Origin of the sequence: Pseudomonas sp. VD-NE ins (assembly GCF_031882575.1) — a bacterium.
GTDB classification, from domain to species: domain Bacteria; phylum Pseudomonadota; class Gammaproteobacteria; order Pseudomonadales; family Pseudomonadaceae; genus Aquipseudomonas; species Aquipseudomonas fluorescens_BZ.
This window is the reverse complement of the sequence record NZ_CP134772.1, coordinates 4,501,062-4,527,688: the sequence shown is the minus strand read 5'-3', so window position 1 is coordinate 4,527,688 and position 26,627 is coordinate 4,501,062. Positions and strand designations below refer to the sequence as shown.

The 26,627-nt window shown below is 58.9% G+C and carries 26 protein-coding genes; 16 read left to right on the top strand and 10 right to left on the bottom strand.

Annotation, left to right across the window (positions count from 1 at the left end; genetic code table 11):
• Positions 1 to 65: 65 nt before the first annotated feature.
• Entirely contained in the window at positions 66 to 1,367 is a 1,302-nt protein-coding gene (locus tag RMV17_RS20140; protein ID WP_034156429.1) for an MFS transporter, read from the bottom strand.
• 162 nt (positions 1,368 to 1,529) lie between these two features.
• On the opposite strand from RMV17_RS20140, the gene RMV17_RS20135 reads away from it, so the two are divergent.
• Together RMV17_RS20135 and sthA are read left to right on the top strand one after the other, a co-directional pair.
• Positions 1,530 to 2,474, top strand: a complete 945-nt coding sequence (locus RMV17_RS20135) for an FAD:protein FMN transferase (protein ID WP_409373137.1) — start codon at positions 1,530 to 1,532, stop codon at positions 2,472 to 2,474.
• 197 nt (positions 2,475 to 2,671) lie between these two features.
• On the top strand, positions 2,672 to 4,066 hold the full coding sequence (gene sthA, locus RMV17_RS20130; RefSeq protein ID WP_016986738.1) for a Si-specific NAD(P)(+) transhydrogenase: 1,395 nt from the start codon (positions 2,672 to 2,674) through the stop codon (positions 4,064 to 4,066).
• Positions 4,067 to 4,108: 42 nt separating this feature from the next.
• Here sthA and RMV17_RS20125 read toward each other — a convergent pair whose 3' ends face one another.
• Together RMV17_RS20125 and RMV17_RS20120 are read right to left on the bottom strand one after the other, a co-directional pair.
• Entirely contained in the window at positions 4,109 to 4,831 is a 723-nt protein-coding gene (locus tag RMV17_RS20125; RefSeq protein ID WP_007910500.1) for a glycerophosphodiester phosphodiesterase, read from the bottom strand.
• A gap of 14 nt (positions 4,832 to 4,845) precedes the next feature.
• Entirely contained in the window at positions 4,846 to 5,427 is a 582-nt protein-coding gene (locus RMV17_RS20120; RefSeq protein ID WP_034156427.1) for a PilZ domain-containing protein, read from the bottom strand.
• 94 nt (positions 5,428 to 5,521) lie between these two features.
• On the opposite strand from RMV17_RS20120, the gene RMV17_RS20115 reads away from it, so the two are divergent.
• The 3 genes from RMV17_RS20115 to RMV17_RS20105 all read left to right on the top strand — a co-directional run bounded on the left by RMV17_RS20115 (position 5,522) and on the right by RMV17_RS20105 (position 8,771).
• Positions 5,522 to 6,772, top strand: a complete 1,251-nt coding sequence (locus RMV17_RS20115; protein ID WP_311882022.1) for a lipoprotein-releasing ABC transporter permease subunit — start codon at positions 5,522 to 5,524, stop codon at positions 6,770 to 6,772.
• A complete protein-coding gene (lolD, locus tag RMV17_RS20110) occupies positions 6,765 to 7,463 on the top strand; it encodes a lipoprotein-releasing ABC transporter ATP-binding protein LolD (protein ID WP_007910506.1) in 699 nt (232 codons plus the stop codon). Before RMV17_RS20115 ends, lolD begins: the two co-directional genes overlap by 8 nt.
• Before the next feature lie 63 nt (positions 7,464 to 7,526).
• Positions 7,527 to 8,771, top strand: a complete 1,245-nt coding sequence (locus RMV17_RS20105) for a lipoprotein-releasing ABC transporter permease subunit (protein WP_102902248.1) — start codon at positions 7,527 to 7,529, stop codon at positions 8,769 to 8,771.
• A gap of 108 nt (positions 8,772 to 8,879) precedes the next feature.
• Here the strand turns inward: RMV17_RS20105 and RMV17_RS20100 are convergent, their stop codons facing one another.
• A complete protein-coding gene (locus RMV17_RS20100; RefSeq protein ID WP_311882015.1) occupies positions 8,880 to 10,229 on the bottom strand; it encodes a heavy metal sensor histidine kinase in 1,350 nt (449 codons plus the stop codon).
• Positions 10,229 to 10,909, bottom strand: a complete 681-nt coding sequence (locus RMV17_RS20095) for a heavy metal response regulator transcription factor (RefSeq protein ID WP_311882013.1) — start codon at positions 10,907 to 10,909, stop codon at positions 10,229 to 10,231. Before RMV17_RS20095 ends, RMV17_RS20100 begins: the two co-directional genes overlap by 1 nt.
• A gap of 164 nt (positions 10,910 to 11,073) precedes the next feature.
• Between RMV17_RS20095 and RMV17_RS20090 the strand changes: the two genes are divergently transcribed.
• Both RMV17_RS20090 and queF read left to right on the top strand, forming a co-directional pair.
• Positions 11,074 to 11,607, top strand: a complete 534-nt coding sequence (locus RMV17_RS20090) for a cupredoxin family protein (protein WP_311882011.1) — start codon at positions 11,074 to 11,076, stop codon at positions 11,605 to 11,607.
• Between the two features lie 61 nt (positions 11,608 to 11,668).
• Positions 11,669 to 12,499, top strand: coding sequence for an NADPH-dependent 7-cyano-7-deazaguanine reductase QueF (gene queF / locus RMV17_RS20085; RefSeq protein ID WP_034156422.1), 831 nt, complete (start codon positions 11,669 to 11,671; stop codon positions 12,497 to 12,499).
• Positions 12,500 to 12,585: 86 nt separating this feature from the next.
• On the opposite strand, the gene RMV17_RS20080 is transcribed toward queF, so the two are convergent.
• Both RMV17_RS20080 and RMV17_RS20075 read right to left on the bottom strand, forming a co-directional pair.
• Positions 12,586 to 12,849 (bottom strand): DUF4404 family protein, encoded by a 264-nt coding sequence (locus tag RMV17_RS20080; RefSeq protein ID WP_108225793.1) that lies wholly within the window; start codon positions 12,847 to 12,849, stop codon positions 12,586 to 12,588.
• A 108-nt stretch (positions 12,850 to 12,957) separates the two neighbouring features.
• Positions 12,958 to 13,578, bottom strand: a complete 621-nt coding sequence (locus RMV17_RS20075) for an HAD family phosphatase (protein WP_311882007.1) — start codon at positions 13,576 to 13,578, stop codon at positions 12,958 to 12,960.
• 198 nt (positions 13,579 to 13,776) lie between these two features.
• On the opposite strand from RMV17_RS20075, the gene RMV17_RS20070 reads away from it, so the two are divergent.
• Positions 13,777 to 14,466 carry a VacJ family lipoprotein gene (locus tag RMV17_RS20070; RefSeq protein WP_034156419.1) on the top strand — a complete coding sequence of 230 codons (690 nt, stop codon included), beginning with the start codon at positions 13,777 to 13,779 and terminating at the stop codon, positions 14,464 to 14,466.
• Between the two features lie 52 nt (positions 14,467 to 14,518).
• On the opposite strand, the gene RMV17_RS20065 is transcribed toward RMV17_RS20070, so the two are convergent.
• Positions 14,519 to 14,818, bottom strand: a complete 300-nt coding sequence (locus tag RMV17_RS20065; RefSeq protein WP_034156418.1) for a PilZ domain-containing protein — start codon at positions 14,816 to 14,818, stop codon at positions 14,519 to 14,521.
• A gap of 275 nt (positions 14,819 to 15,093) precedes the next feature.
• Between RMV17_RS20065 and rssB the strand changes: the two genes are divergently transcribed.
• Both rssB and rssC read left to right on the top strand, forming a co-directional pair.
• The gene (gene rssB, locus RMV17_RS20060; RefSeq protein ID WP_034156417.1) at positions 15,094 to 16,275 is read left to right on the top strand and encodes a two-component system response regulator RssB; all 1,182 of its coding nucleotides are present in this window, start codon (positions 15,094 to 15,096) and stop codon (positions 16,273 to 16,275) included.
• Positions 16,275 to 16,757: an anti-sigma factor antagonist RssC gene (rssC, locus tag RMV17_RS20055; protein ID WP_003226553.1), complete on the top strand. Its 483-nt coding sequence runs from the start codon at positions 16,275 to 16,277 to the stop codon at positions 16,755 to 16,757. The genes rssB and rssC overlap by 1 nt, the downstream gene beginning before the upstream one ends.
• A gap of 200 nt (positions 16,758 to 16,957) precedes the next feature.
• On the opposite strand, the gene tal is transcribed toward rssC, so the two are convergent.
• Both tal and RMV17_RS20045 read right to left on the bottom strand, forming a co-directional pair.
• Positions 16,958 to 17,884 (bottom strand): transaldolase, encoded by a 927-nt coding sequence (tal, locus tag RMV17_RS20050; protein WP_034156416.1) that lies wholly within the window; start codon positions 17,882 to 17,884, stop codon positions 16,958 to 16,960.
• A gap of 202 nt (positions 17,885 to 18,086) precedes the next feature.
• The gene (locus RMV17_RS20045; protein WP_034156415.1) at positions 18,087 to 19,040 is read right to left on the bottom strand and encodes a cellulase family glycosylhydrolase; all 954 of its coding nucleotides are present in this window, start codon (positions 19,038 to 19,040) and stop codon (positions 18,087 to 18,089) included.
• Between the two features lie 292 nt (positions 19,041 to 19,332).
• Between RMV17_RS20045 and RMV17_RS20040 the strand changes: the two genes are divergently transcribed.
• Genes RMV17_RS20040 through RMV17_RS20015 form a run of 6 tightly spaced genes read left to right on the top strand, consistent with a single transcriptional unit; the run spans position 19,333 to position 26,615 of the window.
• Positions 19,333 to 19,773, top strand: coding sequence for a low molecular weight protein-tyrosine-phosphatase (locus RMV17_RS20040; protein ID WP_108225792.1), 441 nt, complete (start codon positions 19,333 to 19,335; stop codon positions 19,771 to 19,773).
• 39 nt (positions 19,774 to 19,812) lie between these two features.
• On the top strand, positions 19,813 to 22,041 hold the full coding sequence (locus tag RMV17_RS20035) for a polysaccharide biosynthesis tyrosine autokinase (RefSeq protein WP_311882001.1): 2,229 nt from the start codon (positions 19,813 to 19,815) through the stop codon (positions 22,039 to 22,041).
• 40 nt (positions 22,042 to 22,081) lie between these two features.
• Positions 22,082 to 23,164, top strand: a complete 1,083-nt coding sequence (locus RMV17_RS20030) for a glycosyltransferase (protein WP_095050484.1) — start codon at positions 22,082 to 22,084, stop codon at positions 23,162 to 23,164.
• 15 nt (positions 23,165 to 23,179) lie between these two features.
• Positions 23,180 to 24,292 (top strand): polysaccharide pyruvyl transferase family protein, encoded by a 1,113-nt coding sequence (locus tag RMV17_RS20025; RefSeq protein ID WP_108225791.1) that lies wholly within the window; start codon positions 23,180 to 23,182, stop codon positions 24,290 to 24,292.
• A complete protein-coding gene (locus RMV17_RS20020) occupies positions 24,289 to 25,521 on the top strand; it encodes a polysaccharide biosynthesis C-terminal domain-containing protein (RefSeq protein ID WP_311881997.1) in 1,233 nt (410 codons plus the stop codon). Before RMV17_RS20025 ends, RMV17_RS20020 begins: the two co-directional genes overlap by 4 nt.
• Positions 25,512 to 26,615, top strand: a complete 1,104-nt coding sequence (locus tag RMV17_RS20015; protein WP_016986717.1) for a hypothetical protein — start codon at positions 25,512 to 25,514, stop codon at positions 26,613 to 26,615. The genes RMV17_RS20020 and RMV17_RS20015 overlap by 10 nt, the downstream gene beginning before the upstream one ends.
• Positions 26,616 to 26,627: the final 12 nt, after the last annotated feature.

Genomic DNA, 26,627 nt, shown 5'->3' with positions numbered 1-26,627 from the left:
TCCCACAGGGGATTGTCTGAGCGACACAGATCCAGTGTGGGAGCGAGCCTGCTCGCGAAAGCGATTTATCGGGCGCCGCCGGGTATGGCCGCTTGCGCGGTGCGCAGTTCATGCTTATTGCCCCGGAACAACACCAGCGTCGCAATCAGCCCCAACACCGCCGCACCACTCAGCCAGATCCCCGGCGCAGCCTTGTTATCCAGCACATGAATCAGATAAGTACACGCCGCCGGGGTAAAACCGCCGAACGTCGCCGTTGCCAGGCTGTAAGCCAGCGAGAACCCGGTCGTACGCACTTCCACCGGCATGATCTCGGTCAGCGCCACCACCATCGCGCCGTTGTACGAGCCGTACAGGAACGACAACCACAACTCGACGATCAGCAAATGGCTGAAGCTCGGGTTCGCCACCAGCCACGACAGGGCAGGGTAGGCCGTCAGAATTGCCAGAATCGTCGCTGCCAGCAGTAGGGGTTTACGTCCGATCTTGTCAGACACTGAACCCATCACCGGCAACCAGAAGAAGTTCGACAGGCCGATGCACACCGTCACCAGCAACGCATCAAAGTCCGACAAGTGCAGCTCAGCCTTGCCGAAGGTCGGGGTGTAGGCAGTGATCAGGTAAAAAGAAACCGTGGTCATCACCACCAGCGCCATGCCAGCGATGACGATGCCAAAGTTCTGACCGATCGAGCGGACGATTTCCCGCAGAGTAGGGCGGTGTTTTCTGGCCTGGAACTCTGGGGTTTCCTCCAGCGAGCGACGAATGACGAAGATCACCGGCACAATCATGCAGCCGATCAGGAATGGTACGCGCCAGCCCCAATCGCCCATTTGTTCCGGGCTCAGCCAATGGTTGAGGCCGACGCCGAGCAATCCGGCAAAGACTACGGCTGCTTGCTGGCTGGCGGACTGCCAACTGACGAAGAAACCCTTGCGGCCCGGTGTGGCGATCTCTGCCAGATAGACAGACACACCGCCCAGTTCCACGCCGGCCGAAAAGCCTTGCAGCAAGCGACCGAACAGCACGATCAGCGGTGCGGCGACGCCGAGGGTCGCGTAGCCCGGCACGCAGGCAATCAGCACCGTACCAGCAGCCATCAGCGCTAGCGTGATGATCAGCCCTTGGCGACGGCCATGACGGTCAATATAAGCGCCAAGGAAAATCGCCCCCAGCGGGCGCATCAGGAAACCCGCGCCGAAGGTCGCCAGCGAAAGCATCAGCGAGGCGAAAGCGCTGTCAGTCGGGAAGAAGGTTTTGGCGATGGCCGTGGCGTAAAAGCCATAGACCATGAAGTCGAACATTTCGAGGAAGTTGCCGCTGACAACGCGAAAGATCGCTTTGCCTTTGCCCGTGGTGGTGGACATGTTCAGGTACTCACTATTGGATTTTGTATAAAGATGTTGCAGATCCTTTAATTCATAATGGCCGCCGTGGTTTTACGGAGAGATGAATAATTGTTCACTGGACGCTTGCTTGGGCTTGTGATTCTGGCTGGCGTATTGGCCGGCTGCGGCAATGGCGATTCCATGGAAAGCTTTGGCGGGCCGACGATGGGCAGCACGTATTCGATCAAGTACGTGCGTCACGCTGGCCTCGCAGACCCCGCGCAAGTTCGCCGGGAAGTGGAGGGCATCCTCGGCGAAGTCGACCGTCAACTGTCCACCTATCGTAGTGATTCGGACATTGAGCGATTCAATGACTTGCCGGTTAACAGCTGTCAGAACATGCCCGCGTCGGTGCTCGAACTGGTCCGTGTTGGCGAACAACTGTCAGTGCAAAGCGAAGGCTCCTACGACCTCACTGTCGAACCGCTGATGAATCTCTGGGGCTTCGGCCCGCAAGGTCGTGAAGAGAAAGTCCCTGATGCCGCTGCGCTGGCCGAGGTGATGCGACGGGTTGGTCACCAGCATCTACATATCAATGGCGATCAGTTGTGCAAGGATGCCGCCGTCGAGGTTGATTTCAACAGCATCGCCGCCGGTTATGCCGTCGACACTATTGCGGCACGGCTCGATGCGCTGGGCATTCACGATTACCTCGCTGAAGCTACGGGGGAGCTCAAGGCCAAGGGCCGCAAGCTTGACGGCTCATCGTGGCGCATCGCTCTGGAAGAGCCCAGCGACGATCAGCAGGTCGCCGAGCGCATCATTGATGTCGACGGCTACGGCGTCTCCACCTCGGGCGACTACCGTAACTATTTCCTGCAGGGCGGCCGGCGTTATTCCCACACCTTCGATGCGCGCACTGGCGCACCGGTCCTACACGATCTGGCGTCAGTCACGGTGATTCATCCTTCAGCGTTGATGGCCGATGGACTATCGACGCTGTTGCTGATTCTCGGCCCGGAAAGGGCGTGGGACTATGCCGAAAAACATGACATTGGTGCATTCTTTGTGATTCGTGCCGATACAGGTTTTGTCGTCCGCACCAACGCGGCTTTCGAACGCCTCAGTGGCAAGAAAACTGACTGAGAACAATACGAAAGCTGGCGTTGTAGTGCAGGCAAAAGTAGCCTACGACGCGACCAAGGGTTAATGTGCGCGGCGTTGACGCTTCTATAGACTGTGTCCGGGTTCTTGATTGACCCCCAATTGTTCCTTCGCGCCGCCGTTCGGCGTGATTTAGCCGCCGGTGCTGCTGGCACCGCGGCCTGTTCTGAGGAGTACGCATGGCTGTCTACAACTACGACGTGGTGGTGCTGGGTTCCGGCCCGGCGGGAGAAGGCGCGGCAATGAACGCCGCCAAAGCAGGGCGCAAGGTCGCGATGGTCGACAGCCGTCGCCAGGTCGGCGGCAACTGCACCCACCTCGGCACCATCCCGTCCAAGGCACTGCGTCACTCGGTGCGGCAGATCATGCAGTTCAACACTAATCCCATGTTCCGGGCGATCGGCGAGCCACGCTGGTTCTCCTTCCCGGACGTGTTGAAAAGCGCCGAAAAAGTCATTTCCAAACAAGTTGCTTCGCGTACCGGCTACTACGCCCGTAACCGCGTCGACGTATTCTTCGGCACCGGCAGCTTCGCCGACGAGCAAACCATCGAAGTGGTCTGCGCCAACGGTGTGGTCGAAAAACTGGTGGCCAAGCACATCATCATCGCCACCGGTTCGCGCCCGTATCGCCCGGCGGACATCGATTTTCACCACCCGCGTATCTACGATAGCGACACCATCCTCAGCCTCAACCACACCCCGCGCAAACTGATCGTTTACGGCGCTGGCGTGATCGGTTGCGAATACGCCTCGATCTTCAGCGGTCTGGGTGTACTGGTCGAACTGGTCGATAACCGTGGTCAGTTGCTGAGCTTCCTCGACTCGGAAATCTCTCAGGCGTTGAGCTACCACTTCAGCAACAACAACATCACCGTGCGCCACAACGAAGATTACGATCGCGTTGAAGGCGTCGACAACGGTGTGATCCTGCACCTGAAGTCCGGCAAGAAGATCAAGGCCGACGCCTTGCTCTGGTGCAACGGCCGTACCGGTAACACCGACCAGCTGGGTCTGGAAAACATCGGCGTCAAGGTCAACAGCCGTGGGCAGATCGAAGTCGACGAGGCGTACCGCACCTGCGTGCCAAACATCTACGGCGCCGGCGACGTGATCGGCTGGCCGAGCCTGGCCAGTGCCGCCCACGACCAGGGTCGTTCGGCTGCTGGCAGCATTGTTGATAACGGTAGCTGGCGCTTTGTGAATGACGTGCCGACCGGCATCTACACCATTCCGGAGATCAGTTCGATCGGCAAGAACGAGCAGGAACTGACCCAGGCCAAGGTGCCGTACGAAGTCGGCAAGGCGTTCTTCAAGAGCATGGCGCGTGCGCAGATCGCCGGCGAGCCGCAAGGCATGCTGAAGATCCTGTTCCACCGTGAAACCCTGGAAGTGCTGGGCGTTCACTGCTTCGGTTATCAGGCGTCGGAGATCGTCCACATCGGTCAGGCGATCATGAGCCAGCCGGGCGAGCTGAACACCCTGAAGTATTTCGTCAACACCACGTTCAACTACCCGACCATGGCCGAAGCCTATCGGGTAGCGGCGTACGACGGCCTCAACCGGCTTTTTTGACGGGCTCCGGCCGGTGGCCTGAGCCGGCCGGGGAGACCGATTTCAGCAATTCTCGAGCGTGGCAGTGGCCAAACCGGGAAAGTCTGTAATCAGGCTGTCAACGCCGAAGTCGGCGAGTCTGCGCATCAGCGCAGGCTCGTTGACGGTCCACACCGACACATGCAGCCCCTGACGCTGCGCCTTCTGCAGGCGTTCCGGCGTACACAGCGTCCAGTTCAAAGCGAGAATCTCACAGCCATAGCTGGCCGCGACCTTCAACGGGTCGAGCCAGGCGTATTCGGCGACCAGTCCGCGCGACACGTCCGGCACCAGATCCAGCGCTGCTTTCAGCACTTCCCGCGAACTCGAGGTGATCGTCACCTTGTCAAGCAGGCCATGGCGCTGAGCCATTTCACGAATCGCCAGCACCGTGGTTGCGGCGCGAGTGCGTGAAGCGCTTTTGACTTCCAGTTGCCAGTGCTCGAAATCGCACTTTTCGAACAGCTCTTCCAGCGTCGGAATCGGGCACGGCTTGATCCAGCCCGGACCGCCCTTGCGCGCGTCGTAGGTCACCAGTTCGGCGGCAGTGTGCTCAACGACTTTGCCGCGGCGTTCCGTGGTGCGCTTGAGGGTCGGGTCGTGGATGACCATCAACTCGCCGTCCTTGGACAGGTGCAGATCGAGTTCGCAGCGGCGCACGCCGTGCTTGAGACATTCCTGAAAACTGCTCAGGGTGTTTTCCGGTGCTTCGCCCTTGGCGCCGCGGTGGCCGTAGATGAGGGTCACGGTTCTTCCTTAAATTAAATGCCTGATTCGTTCTGTTCGCGGGCCAGACGTCGTTCCTGAGCCTGCTTCTGCAAGATATAGCGGGCGAGCAACTGGCGCTGGGCGTCGGTCAAGTGTTCGAACTCGGTGCCGACGTCGTAGCCTTCGCCTTTGCGATCACAATGGGTGACGCGAGCGCGCAGCAGCAGGCCCAACGCTTGCGGCATCAGCACCAGTTTCACCGACAGGTGTGCACCGGTGGCAATCGGTGTCGGGTGCTGAAAGTCGATCCCGCCCTCGGAGATGATCACCGGTTGCGGCTCGCCGATATGGCCGAGCACGGTCAGGGCGACCACCTGGCTGAGCAGGTCGATGCGCTTGTTCTGGGATTTCAGGAACGCAGCGATGGCCCGGTCGCGCTCGCTGATCTGGCGCAACAGGTGCTGCGACTCGAATTCGCTCAGGTGCAGTTCGCTGAGCAGGTTGAAGAGTGGGGAAGCATCCTGCAACACTTCCTGGCCTGCGGCTTCGGGAGCGGACAGGGGCCGAATTTCCAGTGCGATCGTGTCCTCGATACGGTAGTATTCGCGGCGATCTTCTTCATCTAATGTCGACATGGCGAACCCATGGTAGCGGCGGTGGTCTGAGTGTAAAGCTGGTTATCGACCCCCGCCACAAGGACGTTCCTTTTCCCTCCGAACAAGCCCCGACATGTTCAGACCTCTCTTCGTATTTATCGGCACGCGTTATACCCGTGCAAAGCGTCGCAATCATTTTGTGTCATTCATTTCCCTGACTTCGATGATCGGGCTCGCCCTTGGCGTGGTCGTGATGATCGTCGTGTTGTCGGTGATGAATGGCTTCGATCATGAGATGCGCACCCGCGTGCTGGGCATGGTGCCCCACGCGACCATTGAATCCACTGAGCCGATCAACGATTGGCAAAGCCTCGCGACCCAGGTCAAGCAGAACCCGCAGGTGACGGCGGTTGCGCCGTTTACCCAGATGCAGGGCCTGCTGACCAATAACGGTCAGGTGTCCAAGGTGTTGCTCAACGCCATCGACCCTGCGCTCGAGCGCAACGTGTCGATCATCGACAACTTCATGAAGCAGGGCAAACTCGACGATTTGACGCCGGGCAGCTTCGGCATCGTCATCGGCGACAAGGCCGCGACCAAGCTCGGTGTCGGCATCGGTGACAAGGTCACCTTCGTCGCCCCGGAGGTCAGCGTGACCCCGGCCGGGATGTTCCCGCGCATGAAGCGCTTTACCGTGGTCGGCATTTTCCATGTCGGCGCCGGCGAGCTCGACGGTTATCTGGGTGTGACCAACCTGCAGGATATGGCGAAGATGCACCGCTGGAAACCGGATCAGGTGCAGGGTATTCGCCTGAAGTTCGACGACCTGTTCCAGGCACCGCGTGTGGCGTGGAACATCGCCCAGCAACTCGGCGAAGACCATTACTACGCCCGTGACTGGACGCGCACCCACGGCAATCTGTATCAGGCAATCCGTATGGAAAAAGCCATGATCGGTCTGCTGTTGCTGCTGATTGTCGCTGTGGCTGCGTTCAATATCATTTCCACGCTGGTGATGGTGGTCAACGACAAGAAGGGCGACATCGCCATTCTGCGTACGTTGGGCGCGACGCCGGGCACGATCATGCGCACGTTCATGGTGCAAGGCACGGTGATCGGTGTGGTCGGCACAGCGATTGGCGCGGTGGTCGGCATCTTCGCGGCGCTTAATGTCAGCGCGGCGATCTCGGCACTGGAAGGCCTGATCGGCCACAAATTCCTTAATGCTGACGTGTATTTCATTGATTATCTTCCGTCGCAGGTACAGAGCCAGGATGTCGTCATGGTCTGCGCTGCTGCGTTGGTCCTGAGTTTTCTCGCCACCCTGTATCCAGCCTGGCGTGCCGCGCGCACCCAGCCGGCGGAGGCGCTACGTTATGAGTGAGTCGGGCATGAGTGAACAAGCAATCCTGAGCTGCCGCAACCTGGGCAAATCCTACGAGGAAGGCCCGGAATCGGTAGAAGTACTGGCCGGCCTGCAACTGGAGTTGCACCCGGGCGAGCGTGTGGCGATCGTCGGCACCTCGGGTTCGGGCAAAAGTACCTTGCTCAACCTGTTGGGCGGTCTCGATACGCCGACCAAGGGCAGCGTCTGGCTCGACGGTGAAGAACTGTCGGCACTGAGCGAGAAGAAGCGTGGCCTGCTGCGTAACCGTGCGCTCGGTTTCGTTTACCAGTTCCACCACTTGCTGCCGGAATTCACCGCGCTGGAAAACGTCTGCATGCCGCTGTTGATCGGCAAGACGCCGATCCCGGAAGCCCGTCAGCGCGCCACGGCTTTGCTGGAACGCGTCGGCCTCGGTCATCGTCTGGAGCACAAACCGGCGGAACTGTCCGGTGGTGAGCGTCAGCGTGTGGCCATCGCCCGTGCGCTGGTGAACAAGCCTGGCCTGGTGATGCTCGACGAGCCAACCGGCAATCTCGACTCCCACACCGCCCAAGGCATTCAGGATTTGATGCTGGAACTCAGCACCTCCATGCGCACGGCGTTCCTGGTGGTGACCCACGACATGAACCTGGCCCGCCAGATGGATCGCGTATTGCACCTGCAAGAAGGTTGCCTGACGCCCATCTGATTGGCTGAAACCCGACGCCTGCAAAGACGTCGGGTCTTTTATTTTTATACGGTGCCCCAGCGAATGTTCAGACCGTTATCGATCTTTATCGGCACGCGCTATACCCGCGCCAAGCGCCGCAATCGCTTTGTTTCGTTCATTTCGATGACCTCGATGATCGGCCTCGCCCTCGGCGTGCTGGCGATGATCGTGGTGTTGTCGGTGATGAACGGCTTCCAGCGCGAAATGAGCTCGCGCATCCTCGGCATGGTGCCGCACGCGACCATCGTTGGCGTCAAGCCGATCGATGACTGGCAGCCTGTGGCTGCTGCCGCGATGAAGAATCCTGAAGTGACTGCGGCCGTGCCGTTCACTGAAATGGAAGGCATGCTGTCCTACAAGGGCTTGATGCAGCCGATCCAGATCAGTGGTGTTGACCCGGCACAGGAAGGCAAGGTGTCGATCGTTGCCCAGCACATCGTGCAGGGCCGTCTCGACGCCTTGAAGCCGGGCGAGTTCGGTGTGGTGATTGGTGAAATCACCGCCCGCCGTTTCCGTCTCAATGTTGGCGACAAGATCACCCTGATCGTCCCGGAAGTCAGCACTGCGCCGGGTGGCATCACCCCGCGTATGCAGCGTCTGAACGTGGTCGGCGTGTTCAAGGTTGGCGCCGAACTGGACGGCTCGATGGGCCTGATCCATGTGGCTGACGCCGCAACCATGCAGCACTGGGAGCCGAATCAGGTGCAAAGTGTGCGTCTGGCGGTGAAAGACCTGTACGCCGCGCCGAAAGTCTCCTCGGACATCGCCGCCGGTTTGGGCGCCGAGTTCAAGGCTGACGACTGGACCCACACCCAGGGCAGTCTGTTCAGTGCGATGAAGATGGAAAAAACCATGATCGGCCTGCTGTTGCTGATGATCGTCGCGGTGGCGGCGTTCAACATCATTGCGACGTTGATCATGGTGGTGAACGACAAGGGCGCGGACATCGCGATCCTGCGTACCATCGGCGCCACGCCACGGCAGATCATGGCGATCTTCATGGTGCAGGGCACGGTAATCGGCATTGTCGGCACGATCATTGGCGGCGTGTTGGGTGTGATCGCGGCGCTGAATGTCAGTCAGATCGTGGGCTGGATCGAGCGAGTCAGCGGCCAGCATATCTTCAGTTCCGACGTGTATTTCGTCAGCAATCTGCCGTCGGAATTGCAGGGTGGGGACGTGCTGTTGATTTGCTCGGCGGGCTTTATTCTGAGCTTCCTGGCGACGGTCTATCCGGCGTGGCGAGCGGCGAAGATCGAGCCGGCTCACGCCCTGAGATATTCGTAAACCTTTAGACCGCTTTCGCGAGCAGGCTCGCTCCCACAGGGGATTTGTGAACGACGCAGATCCAATGTGGGAGTGAGCCTGCTCGCGAAGGGGCCGCAACTGCTGGCCTCAATCTCCCTTGGGCAGCTCAATCACAAACCGCGTCCATCCCGCTTTGGATTCGCAATGAATCTGCCCACCATGGGCGCGGACGATCGACTGAGTAATCGCCAGCCCCAACCCCGCATGCTCGCTGCTGCCTTCCTGTCGCGCCGGATCGGCCCGATAAAACCGGTCAAACAGCCGTGGCAACAACTCCGCAGAAATCCCCTCGCCACTGTTCTCGACTGAAACGCGCACAGCGCTCTGTTGATCAACGATCCGCAAGCTCACATAGCCCTCAGCCGGGGTAAACCGCAACGCGTTATCCAGCAAGTTCGACAAGGCCCGGCGCAACATGCTGCGATCACCCTCGATCCGCGCATTGCCCTCGCGCGTCAGCTTGACCCCGGCGTCCTCCGCCAGCGGCGCAAAAAACTCCAGCAGCAGATCGGTCTCATCCGCCAATTCCAAGGGTTCGCACTTGGGCATCAGCAAACCGTGATCAGCCTTGGCCAGGTACAACATGTCGTTGACCAGTTGCGCCATCCATTGCAGCTCTTCGAGGTTGCTGTGCAGCGCTTCGCGGTAATCCTCGATCGGCCGTGGGCGGGTAAGGGTGACTTGGGTGTGAGTAAGCAGGTTCGACAGCGGTGTGCGCAGTTCATGGGCGATGTCGGCGGAAAACGCCGAGAGCCGCTGAAACGAGTCGTCGAGGCGTGCGAGCATGGCGTTGAAGCTGTGGGCCATTTCCGCAAGTTCTGGCGGCATTTGTTCTTCTGGGAGTCGGGCATTCAGCGATTGTGCGGAAATCCCACGGGCGACTGCACTCATGCGCCGCAATGGCCGCAAGCCGCTGCGTGCGGCCCAGGCACCGAGCAAAGCAGTGGCCAACGCCGAAAGGCCGACTGTCAGCCAGATCAGATGCTGCATGCGTTGCAGGAAGTGCTGGTGATGGGTGATGTCCAGCAACAAGGTCAATTGCGGCGACTCGGGTTGGTCCGGGGAGAGCGGGGCGTTGAGTACGCGATAGTCGGTACCGTCGTTGCTGATCGTCGACAGACCCGATTGTTGCGGTAAATCCTTGGGGATCTGCGTCGAACTGTCGTACCAGCGTTGGCCGTCGCTGCCGGTGATGCGCAGCGACAGATCGGCCTGACGGCTCAGCTCATCCGCCAGCCGTGCTTCACGTTGAGCGGGTTGAACATCCTGCAAGGCGCGGCGCAGGCCAATCAGTTTGCCGTCCAATTGCTGTTGATCGAGTTCGATAAAGTGCGCCTCGCTGGCGCGGTCGAACAGCACGCCGGCGAACAGTGAAACCACGGCGGTGCACGCGGCAAACAACAAGGCCAGGCGCGAACTCAGTGACAACCGGCGCATCAGGCGCCACGCTCTTCGAGCACGTAACCCATGCCGCGCACGGTGTGGATCAGTTTGTTAGGGAATTCATCGTCGATCTTCAGGCGCAATCGGCGGATCGCCACTTCGATGACATTGGTGTCGCTGTCGAAATTCATGTCCCAGACCTGTGAGGCAATCAGCGATTTCGGCAGCACTTCGCCTTGGCGACGCAGAAGCATTTCCAGCAGCGCGAATTCCTTGGCGGTCAGATCGATACGCTGACCACTGCGCTCGACCCGGCGGCGAATCAGGTCCAGGCGCAGATCGGCCAGTTGCAGGCTGGTTTCCTGCGCTGTGGCACTGCCGCGACGCAACAGGCTGCGCACTCGTGCGAGCAGTTCGGAGAAGGCGAACGGTTTGACCAGATAATCGTCGGCGCCAAGTTCGAGGCCGTGAACCCTGTCTTCCACGGCGTCTTTGGCCGTCAGAAAAAGTACCGGCGTATCCAGCCCGGCGCTGCGCACCGCGTGCAGAATCTGCCAGCCGTTGCGGCCCGGCAGCATCACGTCGAGGATCAGCAGCGCATAATCGCCGCTCAGTGCCAGTTGCTGACCGCTGTTGCCGTCGGCCACCAGCTCCGTATTGAACCCGGCCTCGGTCAGGCCCTGGCGCAGGTATTGGCCGGTTTTCGCTTGGTCTTCGACGATCAACAGTTTCATGGGCGACTCGGTTTTGTTCGGGGTGTAGAAACGAAAGCTTTATACCTTGAGAGCAGGCGACAGGCGCCAACCTGACAAAGTTGTAATCTGCCTGTCAGGTAGATGCCAGCGCAGGCCGGCTAAAGTTTCCCACAGGCTGAACCTTATCTTGTTGGAGAACGACCATGTTTTTACGCCAATCCCTGACGTTGGCTGCCTGTCTGTTGGCGCTGAGTTCGCCAGTGTGGGCCGCGCCGGCTCACACCTACGAATTTGGCCAGCCAGCGCCTGCCGCCAAAGCCACGCGCAGCATTGAAGTGGTGTTGAACGACATGTCGTTCGACCCGAAGGCGATTCAGGTCAAGGCCGGTGAGACCGTTCGCTTTGTGCTGGTGAATAAAGGCCAGTTGTTGCACGAATTCAACCTCGGCGACGCAGCGATGCATGCCAGACACCAGCAGGAAATGTTGCAGATGCAACAAAGCGGCATGCTCACGCCTACCGGCATGAAGGAAATGTCCCACGATATGGCCGGCATGGATCACGCAGCGATGGGCCATGGCATGAAGCACGATGATCCGAACAGCGTGTTGGTCGAGCCGGGCAAAACCGCCGAACTGACCTGGACCTTCAACAAGGCGACCAGTCTGGAATTTGCCTGCAATATTCCCGGGCATTATCAGGCGGGCATGGTCGGCAAACTGACTGTCAGTCAGTAAGCACTCAAAGGCGCGGGCAAAGGCTGGTAGAATCCGCTGATTCTTCAGTCAGGTTTCCGCCATGCATCCCGCAGCCGAACACTCGCCGCTGGGCAAATCCAGCGAATACATCGCCACGTACACGCCGTCCCTGCTGTTCCCGATTCCGCGCACCGCGAAATGGGCCGAGCTGGGTCTGACCGCCGAAACCCTGCCGTATAAAGGTGTGGATTTCTGGAACTGCTTCGAGCTGTCGTGGCTGCTGCCATCCGGTAAGCCGGTGGTGGCGATCGGCGAATTCAGCATTCCGGCGGACTCGCCGAATATCATCGAGTCGAAGTCGTTCAAGCTGTACCTGAACTCGCTGAACCAGACGGCGTTTGCCGACATCGCGACATTGGAAGCGACGCTGGTCAAGGATTTGTCGGCCGCTGCCGGCAAGCCGGTGGGCGTTCGGGTTCGCAGCCTGAAGGACGTTGAAGCGGAAGGCGTCGTGGCATTGCCCGGCGTGTGCATTGATGATCTGGATATCAGCGTCAGCAACTATGAGCATCCGCGCCCGGAATTGCTGCGCTGCGATGAATCGCGGGTTGTCGAAGAGACGGTGTATAGCCACCTGCTCAAATCCAATTGCCCGGTGACCAGCCAGCCAGACTGGGGCAGCGTGGTGGTGGAGTACCGTGGTTCGGCGCTGGATCACGCCAGCCTGCTGGAATACATCGTCAGCTTCCGCCAGCACTCGGACTTCCATGAGCAATGTGTGGAGCGGATTTTCCTGGATCTGCAGCGTCTTCTGAAACCTGAGAAGCTCACGGTATTTGCCCGTTACGTACGTCGCGGCGGACTGGACATCAACCCGTATCGCAGCACCGAAAGCGTACAGCTGCCGAACCATCGGCTCGTACGTCAATAAAGATCAACTGTAGGGGATTGCATTGCCAATCTGGAAATGAAAAAGCCCTGCCAGTGATGGCAGGGCTTTTTGCGTTTCGGGGGGAGTCAGATCCCCATGCTACCCAGCGCATTGACGATGTTGCGCAGGGTGCCAGCTATGGTTGGATGGTCAACTTCAAAGCGTTCAACGGCGAGGTTCACGCCGTCGGCAATGTTCGAGTCGTTGGTCTTGGTTTCGAGCTCAAGTTCCAGTTCAATCTGCTTCATCAGCGCATGCAAATCCTCACGCTCGGCTTCCGACAGCGGCGGATTCTGCTCCAGCTGCTCGCGCAGGGTCTCGAGCTGTTTTTGCAGTTCTTGGGCGGGCATGGTGTTTTCCTTTTATCAATAGGCACTGGCATTGACCGCAGCCGCGCGCCAAAGGTCTATGGCTGACCTTTAGATTAATCCACTCCCGGCAAACCTGCATGATCCCGGTCAGGGCTTTTCGCCTTTGAGGCGGCGCAGGCTGATGTCCGCCAGGCAGGTGTCGAGCTCACCCAGGTGATCGATCACCGAATGCACGCCCAGCCCGAATAACTTCACGGTCGCTTTGCCACGCAAGTGTTCGCGTTCTTTCTGGCTCAAGGCTTGCCATGCCCCCGGCGCCAAGCCGCATAGCGAGCCGCAGGAGGCGAGACCGATGGTCCACAGTCCGGCATTCAGGCCAGCTTGCAGCAGGCGCGGTTCGCCACTGACCAGCACGCAGCCGTCCAGGCTGTCGACGTTCAAGTCCATCAACGCTTGCCAGCAGGCGTTCGGGGCGGGCCATGGGTTGATTGTTGCCGAATGTTGCGCAGGTTTGATCCACGCCGGCAGCGAGGCCGACAACGCTTGTGCGAGGGCCGGCGGCAGTTCCTCCAGCCACGCGCAGGGAATCTGCTGGCGCTGCAAGCTGTGCAGGCTGTCGAGTGCGCCCGGAGTCGCCTCGGCTTGCTCGGGCAGGGCGATCGTTTGTTGCCGGGCGCGGGCACCGAAATCCACCAGACAGCCACTGAGTCCAAACAGTACGGCCGTCAGGCTGGGCGCGGCGACGGGCAAGGTTTCGGCGTGGGTCATGGCAACATCCCTGAAATAACGATCAGGCTAGGGCGTGTCGGTGACAGTTGGATGACAACAGTGTGAAGGGCGACGCGGGAAGGGTCCTACAGACTGCTGCATTGCGCGGACTGTCCAAACGGGCTTTTGCGCTTATACTAGCGACCTGAATAGCCGGGCCCAGAGGTCCGCGACAGTACCATTCCAAGGAGTTTTTCTATGCGCTGGAGCAATCCGCTCGCTCAGCTAAGTGTATGTGCCGGCCTGTTGCTGGCTCCGTTCGCCACTCAGGCCGCAACGGAAGAAGACCCTTGGGAAAGCGTCAACCGTCCAATCTTCGAGTTCAACGACTTCGTCGACACCTATGCGCTGAAGCCTCTGGCGCAGGGCTATGAGTTCGTCACGCCGCAGTTCCTTGAAGACGGCATCCACAACATGTTCCGCAACGTCGGTGACGTCACCAACCTTGCCAACAACATCCTGCAGGCCAAACCGGCTGCCGCTGGCGTCGACACGGCGCGCCTGATTTTCAACACCACTTTCGGTCTGCTCGGCTTCTTCGACGTCGGCACCAAAATGGGCCTGAACCGCAGCGATGAAGACTTTGGCCAGACCCTCGGTTACTGGGGCGTGGGCAGCGGTCCGTACGTTATGCTGCCGCTGATGGGCCCAAGCACTCTGCGTGACGCGCCGTCCAAGTACGTCGACAGCTACACCGGCATGTACCGCTATATCAACGATGTGCCAGTGCGTAACTCGATCTTTGGTCTGAACATCGTCGACACCCGCGCCAGCCTGCTGTCGAGCGAGAAGCTGATCAGCGGCGACAAGTACACCTTCATCCGCAATGCCTACTTGCAGAACCGCGAGTTCAAGGTGAAGGATGGCCAGGTCGAAGACGATTTTTAATTTCGACCGGTAAGAAGAAAGGCGACCTCAGGGTCGCCTTTTTTGTGTGTAGCTATTTCATCTTCAGAATGGTCAGGCCGAGCTTCTGGCCGCCACCGTCCTGAGACCTGACCCAGACCACTTCAGTGTCGGCTTCGAGGCCGCTGAGCGCGGCGTGGTCGGAGTCGATACGTACGCTCAAACGGTCGCCGACCGCGAATGGCTGCGGCGCTTCGACCTGCATGCCACTGCTGGAGAGGTCGATGCACACGCCTGCGACCTCATCACCCTCATGGATCAACACGACATCGGCATCGACCCGCATGCGGATGAAATCGCGCTTTTCGCTGTAGTCCCGACCGGTTTGACTCATAGGTTCGTCCTTCCATTGGGTTACGGTTTGAGCTGTTCTTATAACTCTCGGTGATTTGACAAGTAAAGTCGTCAAGCGACCATCGGCGCATGCTTGAAACGCTCTGCGGATGGGAGTACCGTCTGCGCCTTAGAAGGGCACCTCTGGTGCAACCGCGTTTGCAGCCAATGCTCGAAAGCGGTGCAGCAGAGAGGCTAGAAAGCGAATCCAGTAGTCTGCGCAGGGCCAAATGCCCCGCCAACTACGCCAACCTAATTCTGGCGCCGTTTGCCCACATGCCAAAAACCAGTGCCACGCTGCTGATAATCGATGATGACGAAGTAGTGCGCGCGAGCCTCGCGGCCTATTTGGAAGACAGTGGTTTCAGCGTCCTGCAGGCCAGCAACGGCCAACAGGGTCTTCAGGTATTCGAGCAAGAAAAGCCCGACTTGGTCATCTGCGATCTGCGCATGCCGCAGATGGGCGGTCTCGAACTGATCCGTCAGGTCACCGAGCGGTCACCGCAGACGCCGGTGATCGTGGTGTCAGGTGCCGGCGTGATGAACGACGCGGTCGAGGCCCTGCGCCTGGGCGCGGCGGATTACCTGATCAAGCCTCTCGAAGATCTGGCTGTTCTCGAGCACTCTGTGCGCCGGGCCCTGGATCGTGCGCGCCTGCTGCTGGAAAACCAGCGTTATCGCGAGAAGCTGGAAAAGGCCAACCGCGAACTTGAGGCCAGCCTGAACCTGCTCCAGGAAGACCAGAATGCCGGTCGCCAGGTGCAGATGAACATGCTGCCGGAAAGCCCGTGGAGCATCGACGAGTTCAAGTTTGCCCACCAGATCATCCCGTCTTTGTACCTGTCGGGTGATTTTGTCGACTATTTCCGTGTCGACGAGCGCCGGGTCGCGTTTTACCTGGCGGATGTCTCCGGTCATGGCGCCTCTTCAGCCTTCGTCACCGTTCTGCTGAAGTTCATGACCACGCGCTTGCTGTTCGAATCCAAGCGCAACGGCACCTTGCCGGAATTCAAGCCTTCGGAAGTCCTTGGTCATATCAACCGGGGGCTGATCAGTTGTAAGCTGGGTAAACACGTCACAATGGTCGGTGGAGTCATCGACGAGGAGACCGGTTTGTTGACCTATAGCATCGGCGGCCATCTGCCGTTGCCTGTGTTGTACACGCCTGACAGTGTTCGTTATCTCGAAGGGCGCGGTCTGCCGGTGGGCCTCTTCAATGAAGCCACCTACGAAGACCACGTGCTTGAGCTGCCGCCGACATTCAGCCTGACACTGATGTCGGATGGCATTCTGGATCTTTTGCCAGAACCTACGCTCAAAGAAAAAGAAGCCGCTTTGCCTCAACGGGTGAAGTCGGCGGGCGGCAGCCTGGATGGTCTGCGGCAAGTATTTGGATTGGCCACGCTAGGGGAGATGCCGGATGATATCGCCCTGTTGGTGTTGAGCAGGAATCTTTAATGAGTACCGGTAGAATCCAGTTCGCCGAGCAGGACGGCACCTTCGTCCTGAAATTCGTCGGTGAAGTTCGCCTGACCCTGTGTTCGGCGTTGGATGCGACTATTGAGAAAATCTTCACCGCGCTGAATTTCAACGCGATCGTGATCGATTTGACCGAAACCCGCAGCATCGACAGCACGACGTTGGGCCTGCTGGCCAAACTGTCGATCCTGTCGCGGCAGAAGGTCGGCCTGCTGCCGACCGTCGTCACCACCCACGAAGACATCACCCGTTTGCTGCAATCGATGGGTTTCGAGCAGGTGTTCAACATCGTCAACCACCCGGTGCCATGCCCGGAGTGCCTGGACGATCTGCCGGATCAGGACCAGTCGGAAGAAGTGGTGCGGATCAAGGTGCTTGAAGCGCACAAGATTCTCATGGGCCTCAACGATTCCAATCGTGAAGCGTTCCATGACCTGGTGAATGCCCTCGAGCGGCATTGATCTGATGAAGTGATGTTGTCTGGGCTGGCCCCTTCGCGAGCAAGCTCGCTCCCACACTGACGCGGCGTCGATCACAGATCCCCCTTGTGGGAGCGAGCCTGCTCGCGAAAGCGGCCGCAAGATCACCAAAAATTTTCCAGCAGCCATAAAAAAGGGCGAACCCTCACAGGTTCGCCCTTTTTGCATTTCACCCACTCAAATCACAGCTTGGCCTGCAACAGCGCCTCAAGCTTCTCCTGATCACGGGCAAACTGACGAATGCCCTCAGCCAGCTTCTCAGTGGCCATCGCGTCTTCGTTGGACAACCAGCGGAATTGCGCTTCGTTGAGGCTCAGACGGGCTTCACCGGCGTTGCCCGGGGCCAGTTTGCGCTCCAGCTTGCCGGTGTCGGCCGCCAGTTTGTCGATCAGGTCCGGGCTGATGGTCAGGCGGTCGCAGCCGGCCAGTTGCTCGATCTGGTTGAGGTTGCGGAAGCTCGCGCCCATGACCACGGTCTTGTAGTCATTGGCCTTGTAGTAATTGTAGATGCGGGTAACCGACTGTACGCCCGGATCATCGGCACCGGTGTAGTCGTTGCCGTTGGCCTTCTTGTACCAGTCGTAGATGCGGCCCACGAATGGCGAAATCAGGAACACACCCGCGTCGGCGCAAGCGGCGGCCTGTGCGAAGGAGAACAGCAGGGTCAGGTTGGTCTGGATGCCTTCTTTCTCCAGCACTTCAGCGGCGCGGATGCCTTCCCAGGTCGAGGCGATCTTGATCAGTACGCGATCACGGCCAACGCCGGCCTTGTCGTATAGCTCGATCAGACGGTGCGCGCGTTTCAGCACAGCATCCTTGTCGAACGACAGGCGCGCATCCACTTCAGTGGAGATACGGCCCGGGATCACTTTGAGGATTTCCTGACCGACCGCGACGCCAAAGCGGTCGCTGGCCAGGCCGACATCGCCCTTGCAGTCGCTGACGCAGGCATTCAGCAGCTCGGCGTAGGCCGGAATGGCTGCCGCTTTGAGCAGCAGGGACGGGTTGGTGGTGGCGTCGACCGGTTTGACTCGGGCGATCGCTTCGAAGTCGCCGGTGTCGGCAACAACGGTGGTGAATTGTTTGAGTTGTTCCAGCTTGGAAGTCATGGGCGTGCTCTGTCCTATGGGTCTGATGACATTACCCGAGCGCTGACGGCCACTCAAGGGTAGGTGCGTGTATCGATGGCCCCTGCGGCAACAACCTGAAAACGATTGTTTGAAAGGCGGGGCGCGGTATCGATGAATACGATGCCAAAACAGCCAACAGGTTCAAAGCAACCGACCTGCGTACAGGCCGGTTGTGTATGCGCTACTGGGCGTTCAACAGGGTTTCGACCGACATTCGCGCCGGTTTCGGTTGCCCGTCGGACGTCAGCAGGCCGAAGTTCTTCTCGCGGTCGTTACTGCCCGAATCACTGTTCTTCCATTCATAAATGGAGGTCAGCGGAATATTGAGCTTTTTAACATCGCCAATAAACGCGTTGATCTTGCTCGCTTGCCCTTCAGGCCCGCCATTGGAGGCGAGCGCCGAGATCCCCCATTCACTGATGACCCCCGGCAGATGGAAGTTCTGCTGAATGAAGTTTTGCGCGTTGCTGATCTGCGTGGCCGTCATGCCGTAGGGGTGATAGGACACCGCGCTCAGGCATTTCGGGTATTCACTGACGATACGATTAAGCGCCACCGTAGAGGCCGAGCCGGCGCTGGGTGGCCGGGCGAAGCCGTAACCGATGACCGGCGTCGATGGCGGTTGCCCTTGCAGCGTCTTGCACACGGCGCTCATGAACGGCACAAAAGTGGTGTCGAACTTGCCCGTCGGCCAATAGGTTTCCAGGTCCGGCTCGTTCCATAACTCAATCGCGACCATTTGCGAGCCGTACGACTGTTCCAGCCCGGTCACGGCTTTGGCGAAGCCTTCACCCGCGCTGGCCAGTTCGGCGTTTGAAGTGGCGGGCAACGGCTTGATCGCGCGGACCGTCAACAGCACCTCCAGTCCTGCAGACTTGGCCGCTGCAAAAGCGTCGCTGACTTGTTGCTGATAAGCCTTGGCAGTCAGGCTCTCGCTCCACACGCCGAAGCGTACAAAACCGAAGCCTGCCGTCTTGATCTGTGCGGCATCGGCCGCCGTGAAGTTCTGGATCTTCACCTGAACGCCGATGTTCCTGGCTGGCAGGTTAGGGAACAGTTCGCTGGCGTTAACCTCAGTTGCACCCAGCACCATCAGCGCCAGGGCGCCGAGTTTTTTGAGATGTACGGATTTCATGTCTGCTCTCCCGAAGAGAAGTGACAACTACGAATATTGATCTCGTTACTCGGTTTTCGAACAAGATGATGGCACTTAGTGCGCGAATGTTATTTTTTGTCGGAAATCAAACAGCCGAAAATCACAGTTATTTTTAGTCCGCTAATTGTGGTTGGGGGACTTTTAGACGCTGTGGTACTTAATGCTTCGGTACTAACAGGGCGAATCTATTTCTGAGTGCAGGAAGATCTTGAGGGTCATTAAAATGCTCTCGGGATGTTGGCCGTTTGACATTACACAGGAAAGTAAAACCTTGTTCAGAAAGATCCTTGTTGTTTGCGTGGGCAACATATGCCGAAGTCCGACGGCAGAACTGATGCTGCGCAACGCGCTTGCGCCTTCAGCGATCACCGTTTCCTCCGCAGGCCTGTCGGCGCGGGTTGGCGAGGGCGTCGAAACTTCCGCACGGCAGGTGCTCGAAGACCATGGGCATTGCGCCGAAGGCTTCAAGGCGCGGCAGTTGACCGCGGACATCGTCAATGACTCAGACCTGATTCTGGTCATGGAAAAACAGCATGTTAATCAAGTATTGAAGATTGCCTCTCATGCGAGAGGCAAAGTATTTCTGCTCGGTAAATGGCAGAGCGAGCGCGAAATACAAGATCCATATCGTCAAGGCAAGGCCGCTTTTATTCATGCCCATGCATTGATTGAAGATGCTGTTAGCTCATGGGCACAACGCCTCGCGCGTTGATGAATATTCTTCAGATCAATGAATGGTAAGAACAGACTTATGCAGTTACCGTCCGTCATCGGCACCCGCGACAATGATCAAGACAGTATTGATCTTCTCGGCATATTCGGCAGTTTGATCGACCAGAAATGGTTGATCGGCGCGCTCACCGGCGCTTTCATGGTCACCGGCGTGGCCTACGCAGTGTTGGCCACGCCCGTGTACCTGGCCAATGCGCTGGTGCAGGTCGAACCGAAAAAGAACGACATGCTCGGTTTCTCCGACCTCAACAGCATGCTCGGTGGGCAATCGCCGTCGGTGACCGAGATCGGCATCATCAAATCCCGCGCGGTGATCGGCAAAACCGTCGACGACCTGCGTCTGGACATTGATGTCACCCCCAACACCTTCCCGATGATTGGCGGCTTTCTCGCCCGGCGTTATCGCGGCGAGACCGAGACCAGCGTCGCCGCGCCGCGTTTCGGTTTGAACAGCTACGCCTGGGGCGGTGAGCGTCTGGAGTTCGCTCGGCTCAATCTGCCGAAAGAACTGCTGGGCAAGAAACTCACCCTGATTGCCGGCGAACAGAAGCACTTCCAGTTACTCGATGACAACGACAACCTGCTGGTCGAAGGCGTCGCCGGCGAAGCGTTCGCGCAGGACGGCATAGAAGGGCAGATCAGCCAGTTGCTGGCCAACCCCGGCACGCGTTTCGAAGTGGTGCGCAACCCACGGATCGTGACCATTCAGGGGTATCAGGACGCGCTGGATATCTCTGAGCAGGGCAAGGAATCGGGGATTATCAAACTGGCGCTGGCCAGCAGCGACGCCGCTGAAGCGGTGAAGATCCTCAACAAGATCGCCGCGCTGTACGTCGATCAGAACGTGCGCCGCACCTCAGCTGAAGCAGCGCAGAGCCTGGCCTTTCTGCAAAGCCAGTTGCCGCAGGTCAAACGCGATCTGGCCAAGGCCAGCGATGCGCTGAACGCCTATCAGACCCACGGCAAGACCGTGAACATCTCGCTGGAAACCCAGTCGGTGCTGGGTCAGTCGGTGGCGCTGGAAACGCGGATATCCGAGCTGAAAATGCAGCAAGCGGAGATGGACCGCAAGTTCACCAAACAGCACCCGGCCTACCGCGCGTTGATGAGCCAGATCGGCGAACTGACCCAGCAGCAGAAGTCGCTGGAAGGCAAGGTCGGCGATCTGCCCGCGACCCAACAAGAGTTGCTCAACCTGACCCGCGACGTCGAAGTGGCCTCGCAGATCTACACGCAGTTGCTGAACAAATCCCAGGAGCTGGACATCGTCCGCGCCGGTGCCGTGGGTAACGTACGTCTGGTCGATGCGGCGGATGTCGACCTGACCAGCCCGGTCAAACCGAAAAAAGCCCTGATCGTTATCATCGCCACCTTCCTCGGTGCCTTCGTTGGTGTAGCGCTGGTGCTGCTGCGCAAATCCTTGAGCCGTGGCCTCGAAGGCCCGGAAGCTATCGAGCAACTCGGTTTGCCGGTGTACGCGTCGATTCCGTACAGCGCCTTGCAGGATGAAGAGGACAACAAAAAAGGCCGCGCCCGCGACGGCGTCGACAAGCCGGCGTACCTGTTGGCCCTGCGCAATCCGACGGATCTGTCGATCGAATCGATCCGTAGCCTGCGTACCTGCCTGCACTTTGCCGGGCTCGATTCGACCAACAACCGCATCATGATTTCCGGGCCGAGCCCGCAGGTCGGCAAGACCTTCGTCTCGTCCAACCTCGCCGCCGTCATGGCCCTGAGCGGCCAGCGCGTGGTGCTGATCGATGCCGACATGCGCAAAGGTCACCTGCACAAAACCCTCAACACACCGATCACCAACGGCTTGTCCGACCTGCTGGTCAAGCGCTGCAGCATCGACCAGGCGATCAACAAAATCGAAGTCGACAACCTGCACTTCATCAGTCGTGGCCAAGTACCGCCGAATCCGTCCGAGCTGTTGATGCACGCCAATTTCCGCGAGCTGCTGGCGGAACTGAGCGAGCGTTACGACCTGGTGATCATCGATACGCCGCCGCTGCTGGCGGTGACCGATGCGGCGATTGTCGGCCGTGAAGCCGGGATCAGCCTGATCGTCACGCGCTTCGGGGTGAACCCGGCCAAAGAGATCGAACTGACCATTCGCCGCTTCGCGCAGAACGGCATCGAGTTGAAAGGCGCGGTGTTCAACGGCGTCGAGAAGCGCGCCGCCAGCTACTACGGCAACGGCGGTTACGGCTATTACAACTACGAATACGCGTCCGACAAATCCTGACTGTCAGCGACTGTTTTTTCCTGTTTGAAGTGGGTGATTTGTGAAGAAAATACTGCACGTGGCAGAGACGATCAAAGGTGGCGTCGCGACGGTGATCCGGACGATTTCGGCCTCGCCTGAAGGCGATGCGGCGAACTACGAGCTGGTGTATCTGGTCCCGGACGATCAGGCCAAAGAGTTGCACGGCATCGGCGCGCAGCAGATCCGCACCTTTCCCCGCACCGGGCGCAACGTGCCGTCGTTGCTGCGTTTCGCCTGGCGTTTGACCCAGGTGATGCTCAAGGAAAAACCCGATGTGGTGCATTTGCACAGCACCTTTTCCGGGGTGATCGGGCGATGCGTATGCGTGCTGTTGCGACCGTGGCGCAAGCCGAAAATCGTCTACTGCCCGCACGCGTTTTCGTTCCTGATGGAAAGCTCGCCGACCAAGCAGAAAGTCTATGCGTGGATCGAGCGGGTGCTGCAGAAAGTCACCGACGTGATCATTTGCGTCAGCCAGTACGAACTCGACAAAGCCGCGCGCTTCGGTATCGAGCGCAAGCGCATGAAGCTGATCTACAACGGCATTCACCACAAGGACGACGCGCCGAAAGCGGCGAGTCCCGAGCCGATTCATCTGCTCTTCGTCGGTCGCCTCGATTATCAGAAAGGCTTCGACGTGTTGCTCAAGGCCTTCGCCAACGTGCAACGCAAAGACTTGAAGCTGACCGTGGTCGGCAGCGCGGTGAACGAGGACGCGGTGGAGTGCCCACCGATGGACTCCGTTGAATACCTGCCATGGGTCACGCCGAGCGAAGTGCAGGCGCTGTACCAGAAAGCCGATGCGCTGATCGTGCCGAGTCGCTGGGAAGGTTTCGCCATGGTGCCGCTGGAAGGTATGGCCATGGGTTTGCCGGTGATTGCCAGCAACTGCACCTCGCTGCCTGAACTGGTCACCAATGAAGTCTCCGGTTATGTCTTCCCGTCCGGCGATCACCAGGCGCTGGCCGATGTGCTGACGATCATCCAGAAGCCGCGCTTGCTCGATCTCGGCAACGAAGGACGGAGCATTGTCCGCGAGCGTTTCAGTGCCGCGTTGATGATTCGCCAGACCTACGACCTGTATCGCGCTCCCACTTTTTAAGTAGAACTCAAGCATATGAACGTAACGATTTTGCATGGCTACAGTGCGTCCAACTCCGGTGACGGCTTGCTCGTCGATCTGGCCATCGCGCTGGTGCAGCGCAACTTTGGTGAAGACACCGCGATCAGCGTGGTGGCTTCCGATCCGGATTCTTTCAGCTACTTGCCGCACCCGCGTTTCGACGCGCCGGTGATGGCGGCCAAGGGTTTGGGTCGGGTCAAGCAAGCGGTGTTTCTCAATCAGTCCTACGCCGGTCTGGCGGATCTGTTGAAGAAAACCGATCTGATCGTCGGCGTCGGTGGCGGCTACATGCGCTCGAAAAGCGCCTTCGAACACATCAAGCTGAAACTCGGCCACGCCAAGCAACTGGAAACCGCGATCCTCAGCAAAGTGCCGTCGGTGTACCTGCCGCAAAGCATCGGCCCGTTCCATGGCGAGAGCAGCAAGATCGTCGAACACTACGCCAGCGCCGACGCGGTGTTCGTGCGTGACAATCGTTCTTCGGCGATTTTCGATGCCTGCGCCAACGTCTACCGTGCGCCGGATCTGGCGGTGCAGTCGCTGGCGAGCAAAATCCTTCAGCAAGCGAAATTCACCCGCTGCGCGTCTTCGCCAGCCACCGTGTGCGTGGTACTGCGCAAGCCGCCGGAGTGGAGCAAGGAGAAGAAAGTCGCCTACGTGGCCAACCTGAAGTTGCTGCTGCAGCGCCTGAAGAACAAAAGCAAAGTGGTCTGTGCGGTACAGAGCGCGGTACGCGGCAACGATGACGGCGCTTTTTATCGCGAGTTGGGCATCACTGAAGATCTGCTGTCGTTGAAAGCGACGATTGCCAAATATCAACCGGACCTGGTGATTTCCGTGCGTTTGCACGGCGCCATCGAATCGCTGCTCTCGGGCGTACCGGCGTACCACATCAGCTATGAGCGCAAAGGTTTCGGCGCCTATCAGGACATGGGCGTGGACGACTGGGTGATCAACGGCGGCGACATCAATGTCGACACCATCATCGACACGGTTTACGCGCCGAATGCGCTGTCGAACTTCGGCAAACGCCTGACCGACACCTGCCGTGAAATCGAAGCAAAAACCGTGGCCATGGACGAGATCATCAAGGGTGTCGTTCGATGATATTTCGGCTGCTGCTTCGCGGCGGAGCATTGGGCGCGAAGTTTTTGCTGGTGTTGGCGATCACCCATTACCTCGGTTATGAGGCGCTGGGTTTTTACGGCGTGGTGGTCGCGGCATCGTTGATCGCGTCGAAGTTCTACAGCGTCGGTTTCAGTTCCGAGATCAATCGGTTGATCAGCGTGGCCGGCAGTTCGCGCCGCGTGGTCGACAAGGTTTTGCTGCTGTACCTGGCAGTGGGGCTGGTGCTGTCGGTGGTGACGGTGCTGATTTATTCGCTGTTCCAGACAGTTGAAGCAACCGCTGCGTTGATTCTCTGCGTGACGCTGGTTTTGCTCACTGAGCATCTGTCGTTCGAGATCAATTCGTTCGTGTTTTCTGCGCAGAAAGCCACGGCGGGCGCATTGCTGTTCTTCATCAAGACCGGTCTGTGGGCGGTGTTGGCGGTGGGCGGGATGATGCTCGGTTGGGTCTCGGGAATCGCCAGTGTGTTGTGGCTGTGGGTCGCCGCCAACGTGCTGGTGATCATCGCCGGTTACCTGATCGTGGTGAACGTGCACAAGGGCCGGGTCAGCGAGTCGTTAGCCACGGCCACTGTATGGAAGGCCGGGTTACCGTTTTACCTCGGTACTGGTTTGATCGCGTTGAGTCAGTACGCGGAGCGGTTTCTGATCATTGATCTGGAACCCTACGCCAGCCTCGGTAAATACGTGTACGCATGGTCGGCGGCGAATACCTTGCAGGCGTTGTCGTATGCGGTGGTCGCGGTGGTCGGGATTCCGCTGTTGGCCAAGCGTTTTCAGGCTGATCAGCAGGCGTTCACGGTCAAGCAATTGTTCGTCAACAAGTGGGTGATGCGCTCGCTTGTAGTGTCGGCGGCGGTGGCGGTGGCGATCTATGTGTTTTTCAACGTGGTGCTCGATTACGTCGCCACCAGCGTGCCGCGTCCGGACAATGCGATCCTCGGCGTACTGATTTTTTCCTTCGCTTTGCGCGCGATTGGCGACATCGTCTGGGGCGGTTTGATTGCTTCGAAAAACAGTCGCGTATCGCTCGCCAGCGCGGCGATCTGTCTGCTGGTTTCGGTGCCGGTCAGCTATGTGTTGATCAAGCACTATTCGATTTACGGCGCCGCTTGGGGCAACGTCTTCGCGATCATCGTGCAACTGCTGGTGATTGCCGTTCTGACCCGCGCAACGGCCGGGAAAAAGGCTGCGTTGTCATGGGCCTGAAACTGCCGTGCATCGAGTTTCGTGGCAAGCGACTCGATTCGTATGTGTCGTTCCTGATCCTGTTCACCGGGCTGTTCCTGTCGGTGGCCATGCCGCTGTTGATCCCGCGTGATCCGGGGCCGGATGCGATGACCCTGTGGTCGTCCTACGCGCGAGCCGACAACTGCAACTTCTGGAACCCGTTCTCGCCGGATCGCTCGTCCTACGAGTGTTCGGCATTCCTGCTACGGCCCACCGGGATCAACCTGACCAATGCCTGGGCCTACGGCATGTTCTGCAATTTTTTCCTCACGGCGATTCCGGTGGTGGTGTTTCGGCGCATGCCGTTGGCGATCTTCGGCACCCTGTGTCTGTGGGGCATCGTGCGCTCGTTCTTCCTTGAGAACCTGACCAAGGAAATCATTGTGTCGGTGGCGGTGTTGAGCATTCTGCTCAGCTCGCTGACGCGTAAATATCGCGGCGGTTTTTTTCTCTCGGCAGTGATCTACGGCGTGTTGATCCGGCCTTACTGGATTCTGTTTTCGCTGTCGTGGGTCGGCGTCTGCGTGATGAAAAAGTACGTGTCGCGCACGACGTTCTTCCTGATGTTGTTCTTGTTTTATCTGGCAGTGGCGATGTCGATCCAGCTCGCACTGGGCTTTCCGGTGTCGTCGATTCGCGCCAGTAACAACGAACTGCGCACGGCGGGCGAGGAGGGCTCGAAATCGTTGATCGTGTCGTGGCTCAGCGGCAGCGATTTTGTTTCGCAGGCGCTGGACTCGATGATCATTTTCTTCCGCTTGTCGTTCCCGGTGGAACTGATTCTGCTGTCCGGGCCGGGGCAGGTGATCTTCGTCGCATTGATGATCATGACCGCGCTGCTGCTGTTCAAAGTCATCACCTCGACCGATTACAAAGGCGCGCCGATCCAGACCAAACCCAAGGAACTGATCGCCATCCCGCTGGCGTTTCTGCTGGTGCAAGGGTTGTTCGAGCCGGACTTCGGCTCCTTCGCCCGGCACTTCTCGATGGTGGTGCCGGTGTTGTTCGTCGGCCTGGGTTTGATGCTGCGAGCGAACAAACCTGTGCAGGTCGAATCACGAATTCTGAATTGAGGCAGGTGCTTT

Excerpts from the sequence above, each read along its gene's own strand:
- RMV17_RS20140 (WP_034156429.1), bottom strand. The coding sequence starts at position 1,367 with ATGTCCACCACCACGGGCAAAGGCAAAGCGATCTTTCGCGTTGTCAGC.
- RMV17_RS20135 (WP_409373137.1), top strand. The coding sequence starts at position 1,530 with ATGGAAAGCTTTGGCGGGCCGACGATGGGCAGCACGTATTCGATCAAG.
- sthA (WP_016986738.1), top strand. The coding sequence starts at position 2,672 with ATGGCTGTCTACAACTACGACGTGGTGGTGCTGGGTTCCGGCCCGGCG.
- RMV17_RS20120 (WP_034156427.1), bottom strand. The coding sequence starts at position 5,427 with ATGTCGACATTAGATGAAGAAGATCGCCGCGAATACTACCGTATCGAG.
- RMV17_RS20115 (WP_311882022.1), top strand. The coding sequence starts at position 5,522 with ATGTTCAGACCTCTCTTCGTATTTATCGGCACGCGTTATACCCGTGCA.
- lolD (WP_007910506.1), top strand. The coding sequence starts at position 6,765 with ATGAGTGAGTCGGGCATGAGTGAACAAGCAATCCTGAGCTGCCGCAAC.
- RMV17_RS20105 (WP_102902248.1), top strand. The coding sequence starts at position 7,527 with ATGTTCAGACCGTTATCGATCTTTATCGGCACGCGCTATACCCGCGCC.
- RMV17_RS20100 (WP_311882015.1), bottom strand. The coding sequence starts at position 10,229 with ATGCGCCGGTTGTCACTGAGTTCGCGCCTGGCCTTGTTGTTTGCCGCG.
- RMV17_RS20095 (WP_311882013.1), bottom strand. The coding sequence starts at position 10,909 with ATGAAACTGTTGATCGTCGAAGACCAAGCGAAAACCGGCCAATACCTG.
- RMV17_RS20090 (WP_311882011.1), top strand. The coding sequence starts at position 11,074 with ATGTTTTTACGCCAATCCCTGACGTTGGCTGCCTGTCTGTTGGCGCTG.
- queF (WP_034156422.1), top strand. The coding sequence starts at position 11,669 with ATGCATCCCGCAGCCGAACACTCGCCGCTGGGCAAATCCAGCGAATAC.
- RMV17_RS20080 (WP_108225793.1), bottom strand. The coding sequence starts at position 12,849 with ATGCCCGCCCAAGAACTGCAAAAACAGCTCGAGACCCTGCGCGAGCAG.
- RMV17_RS20075 (WP_311882007.1), bottom strand. The coding sequence starts at position 13,578 with ATGACCCACGCCGAAACCTTGCCCGTCGCCGCGCCCAGCCTGACGGCC.
- RMV17_RS20070 (WP_034156419.1), top strand. The coding sequence starts at position 13,777 with ATGCGCTGGAGCAATCCGCTCGCTCAGCTAAGTGTATGTGCCGGCCTG.
- RMV17_RS20065 (WP_034156418.1), bottom strand. The coding sequence starts at position 14,818 with ATGAGTCAAACCGGTCGGGACTACAGCGAAAAGCGCGATTTCATCCGC.
- rssB (WP_034156417.1), top strand. The coding sequence starts at position 15,094 with ATGCCAAAAACCAGTGCCACGCTGCTGATAATCGATGATGACGAAGTA.
- rssC (WP_003226553.1), top strand. The coding sequence starts at position 16,275 with ATGAGTACCGGTAGAATCCAGTTCGCCGAGCAGGACGGCACCTTCGTC.
- tal (WP_034156416.1), bottom strand. The coding sequence starts at position 17,884 with ATGACTTCCAAGCTGGAACAACTCAAACAATTCACCACCGTTGTTGCC.
- RMV17_RS20045 (WP_034156415.1), bottom strand. The coding sequence starts at position 19,040 with ATGAAATCCGTACATCTCAAAAAACTCGGCGCCCTGGCGCTGATGGTG.
- RMV17_RS20035 (WP_311882001.1), top strand. The coding sequence starts at position 19,813 with ATGCAGTTACCGTCCGTCATCGGCACCCGCGACAATGATCAAGACAGT.
- RMV17_RS20025 (WP_108225791.1), top strand. The coding sequence starts at position 23,180 with ATGAACGTAACGATTTTGCATGGCTACAGTGCGTCCAACTCCGGTGAC.
- RMV17_RS20020 (WP_311881997.1), top strand. The coding sequence starts at position 24,289 with ATGATATTTCGGCTGCTGCTTCGCGGCGGAGCATTGGGCGCGAAGTTT.
- RMV17_RS20015 (WP_016986717.1), top strand. The coding sequence starts at position 25,512 with ATGGGCCTGAAACTGCCGTGCATCGAGTTTCGTGGCAAGCGACTCGAT.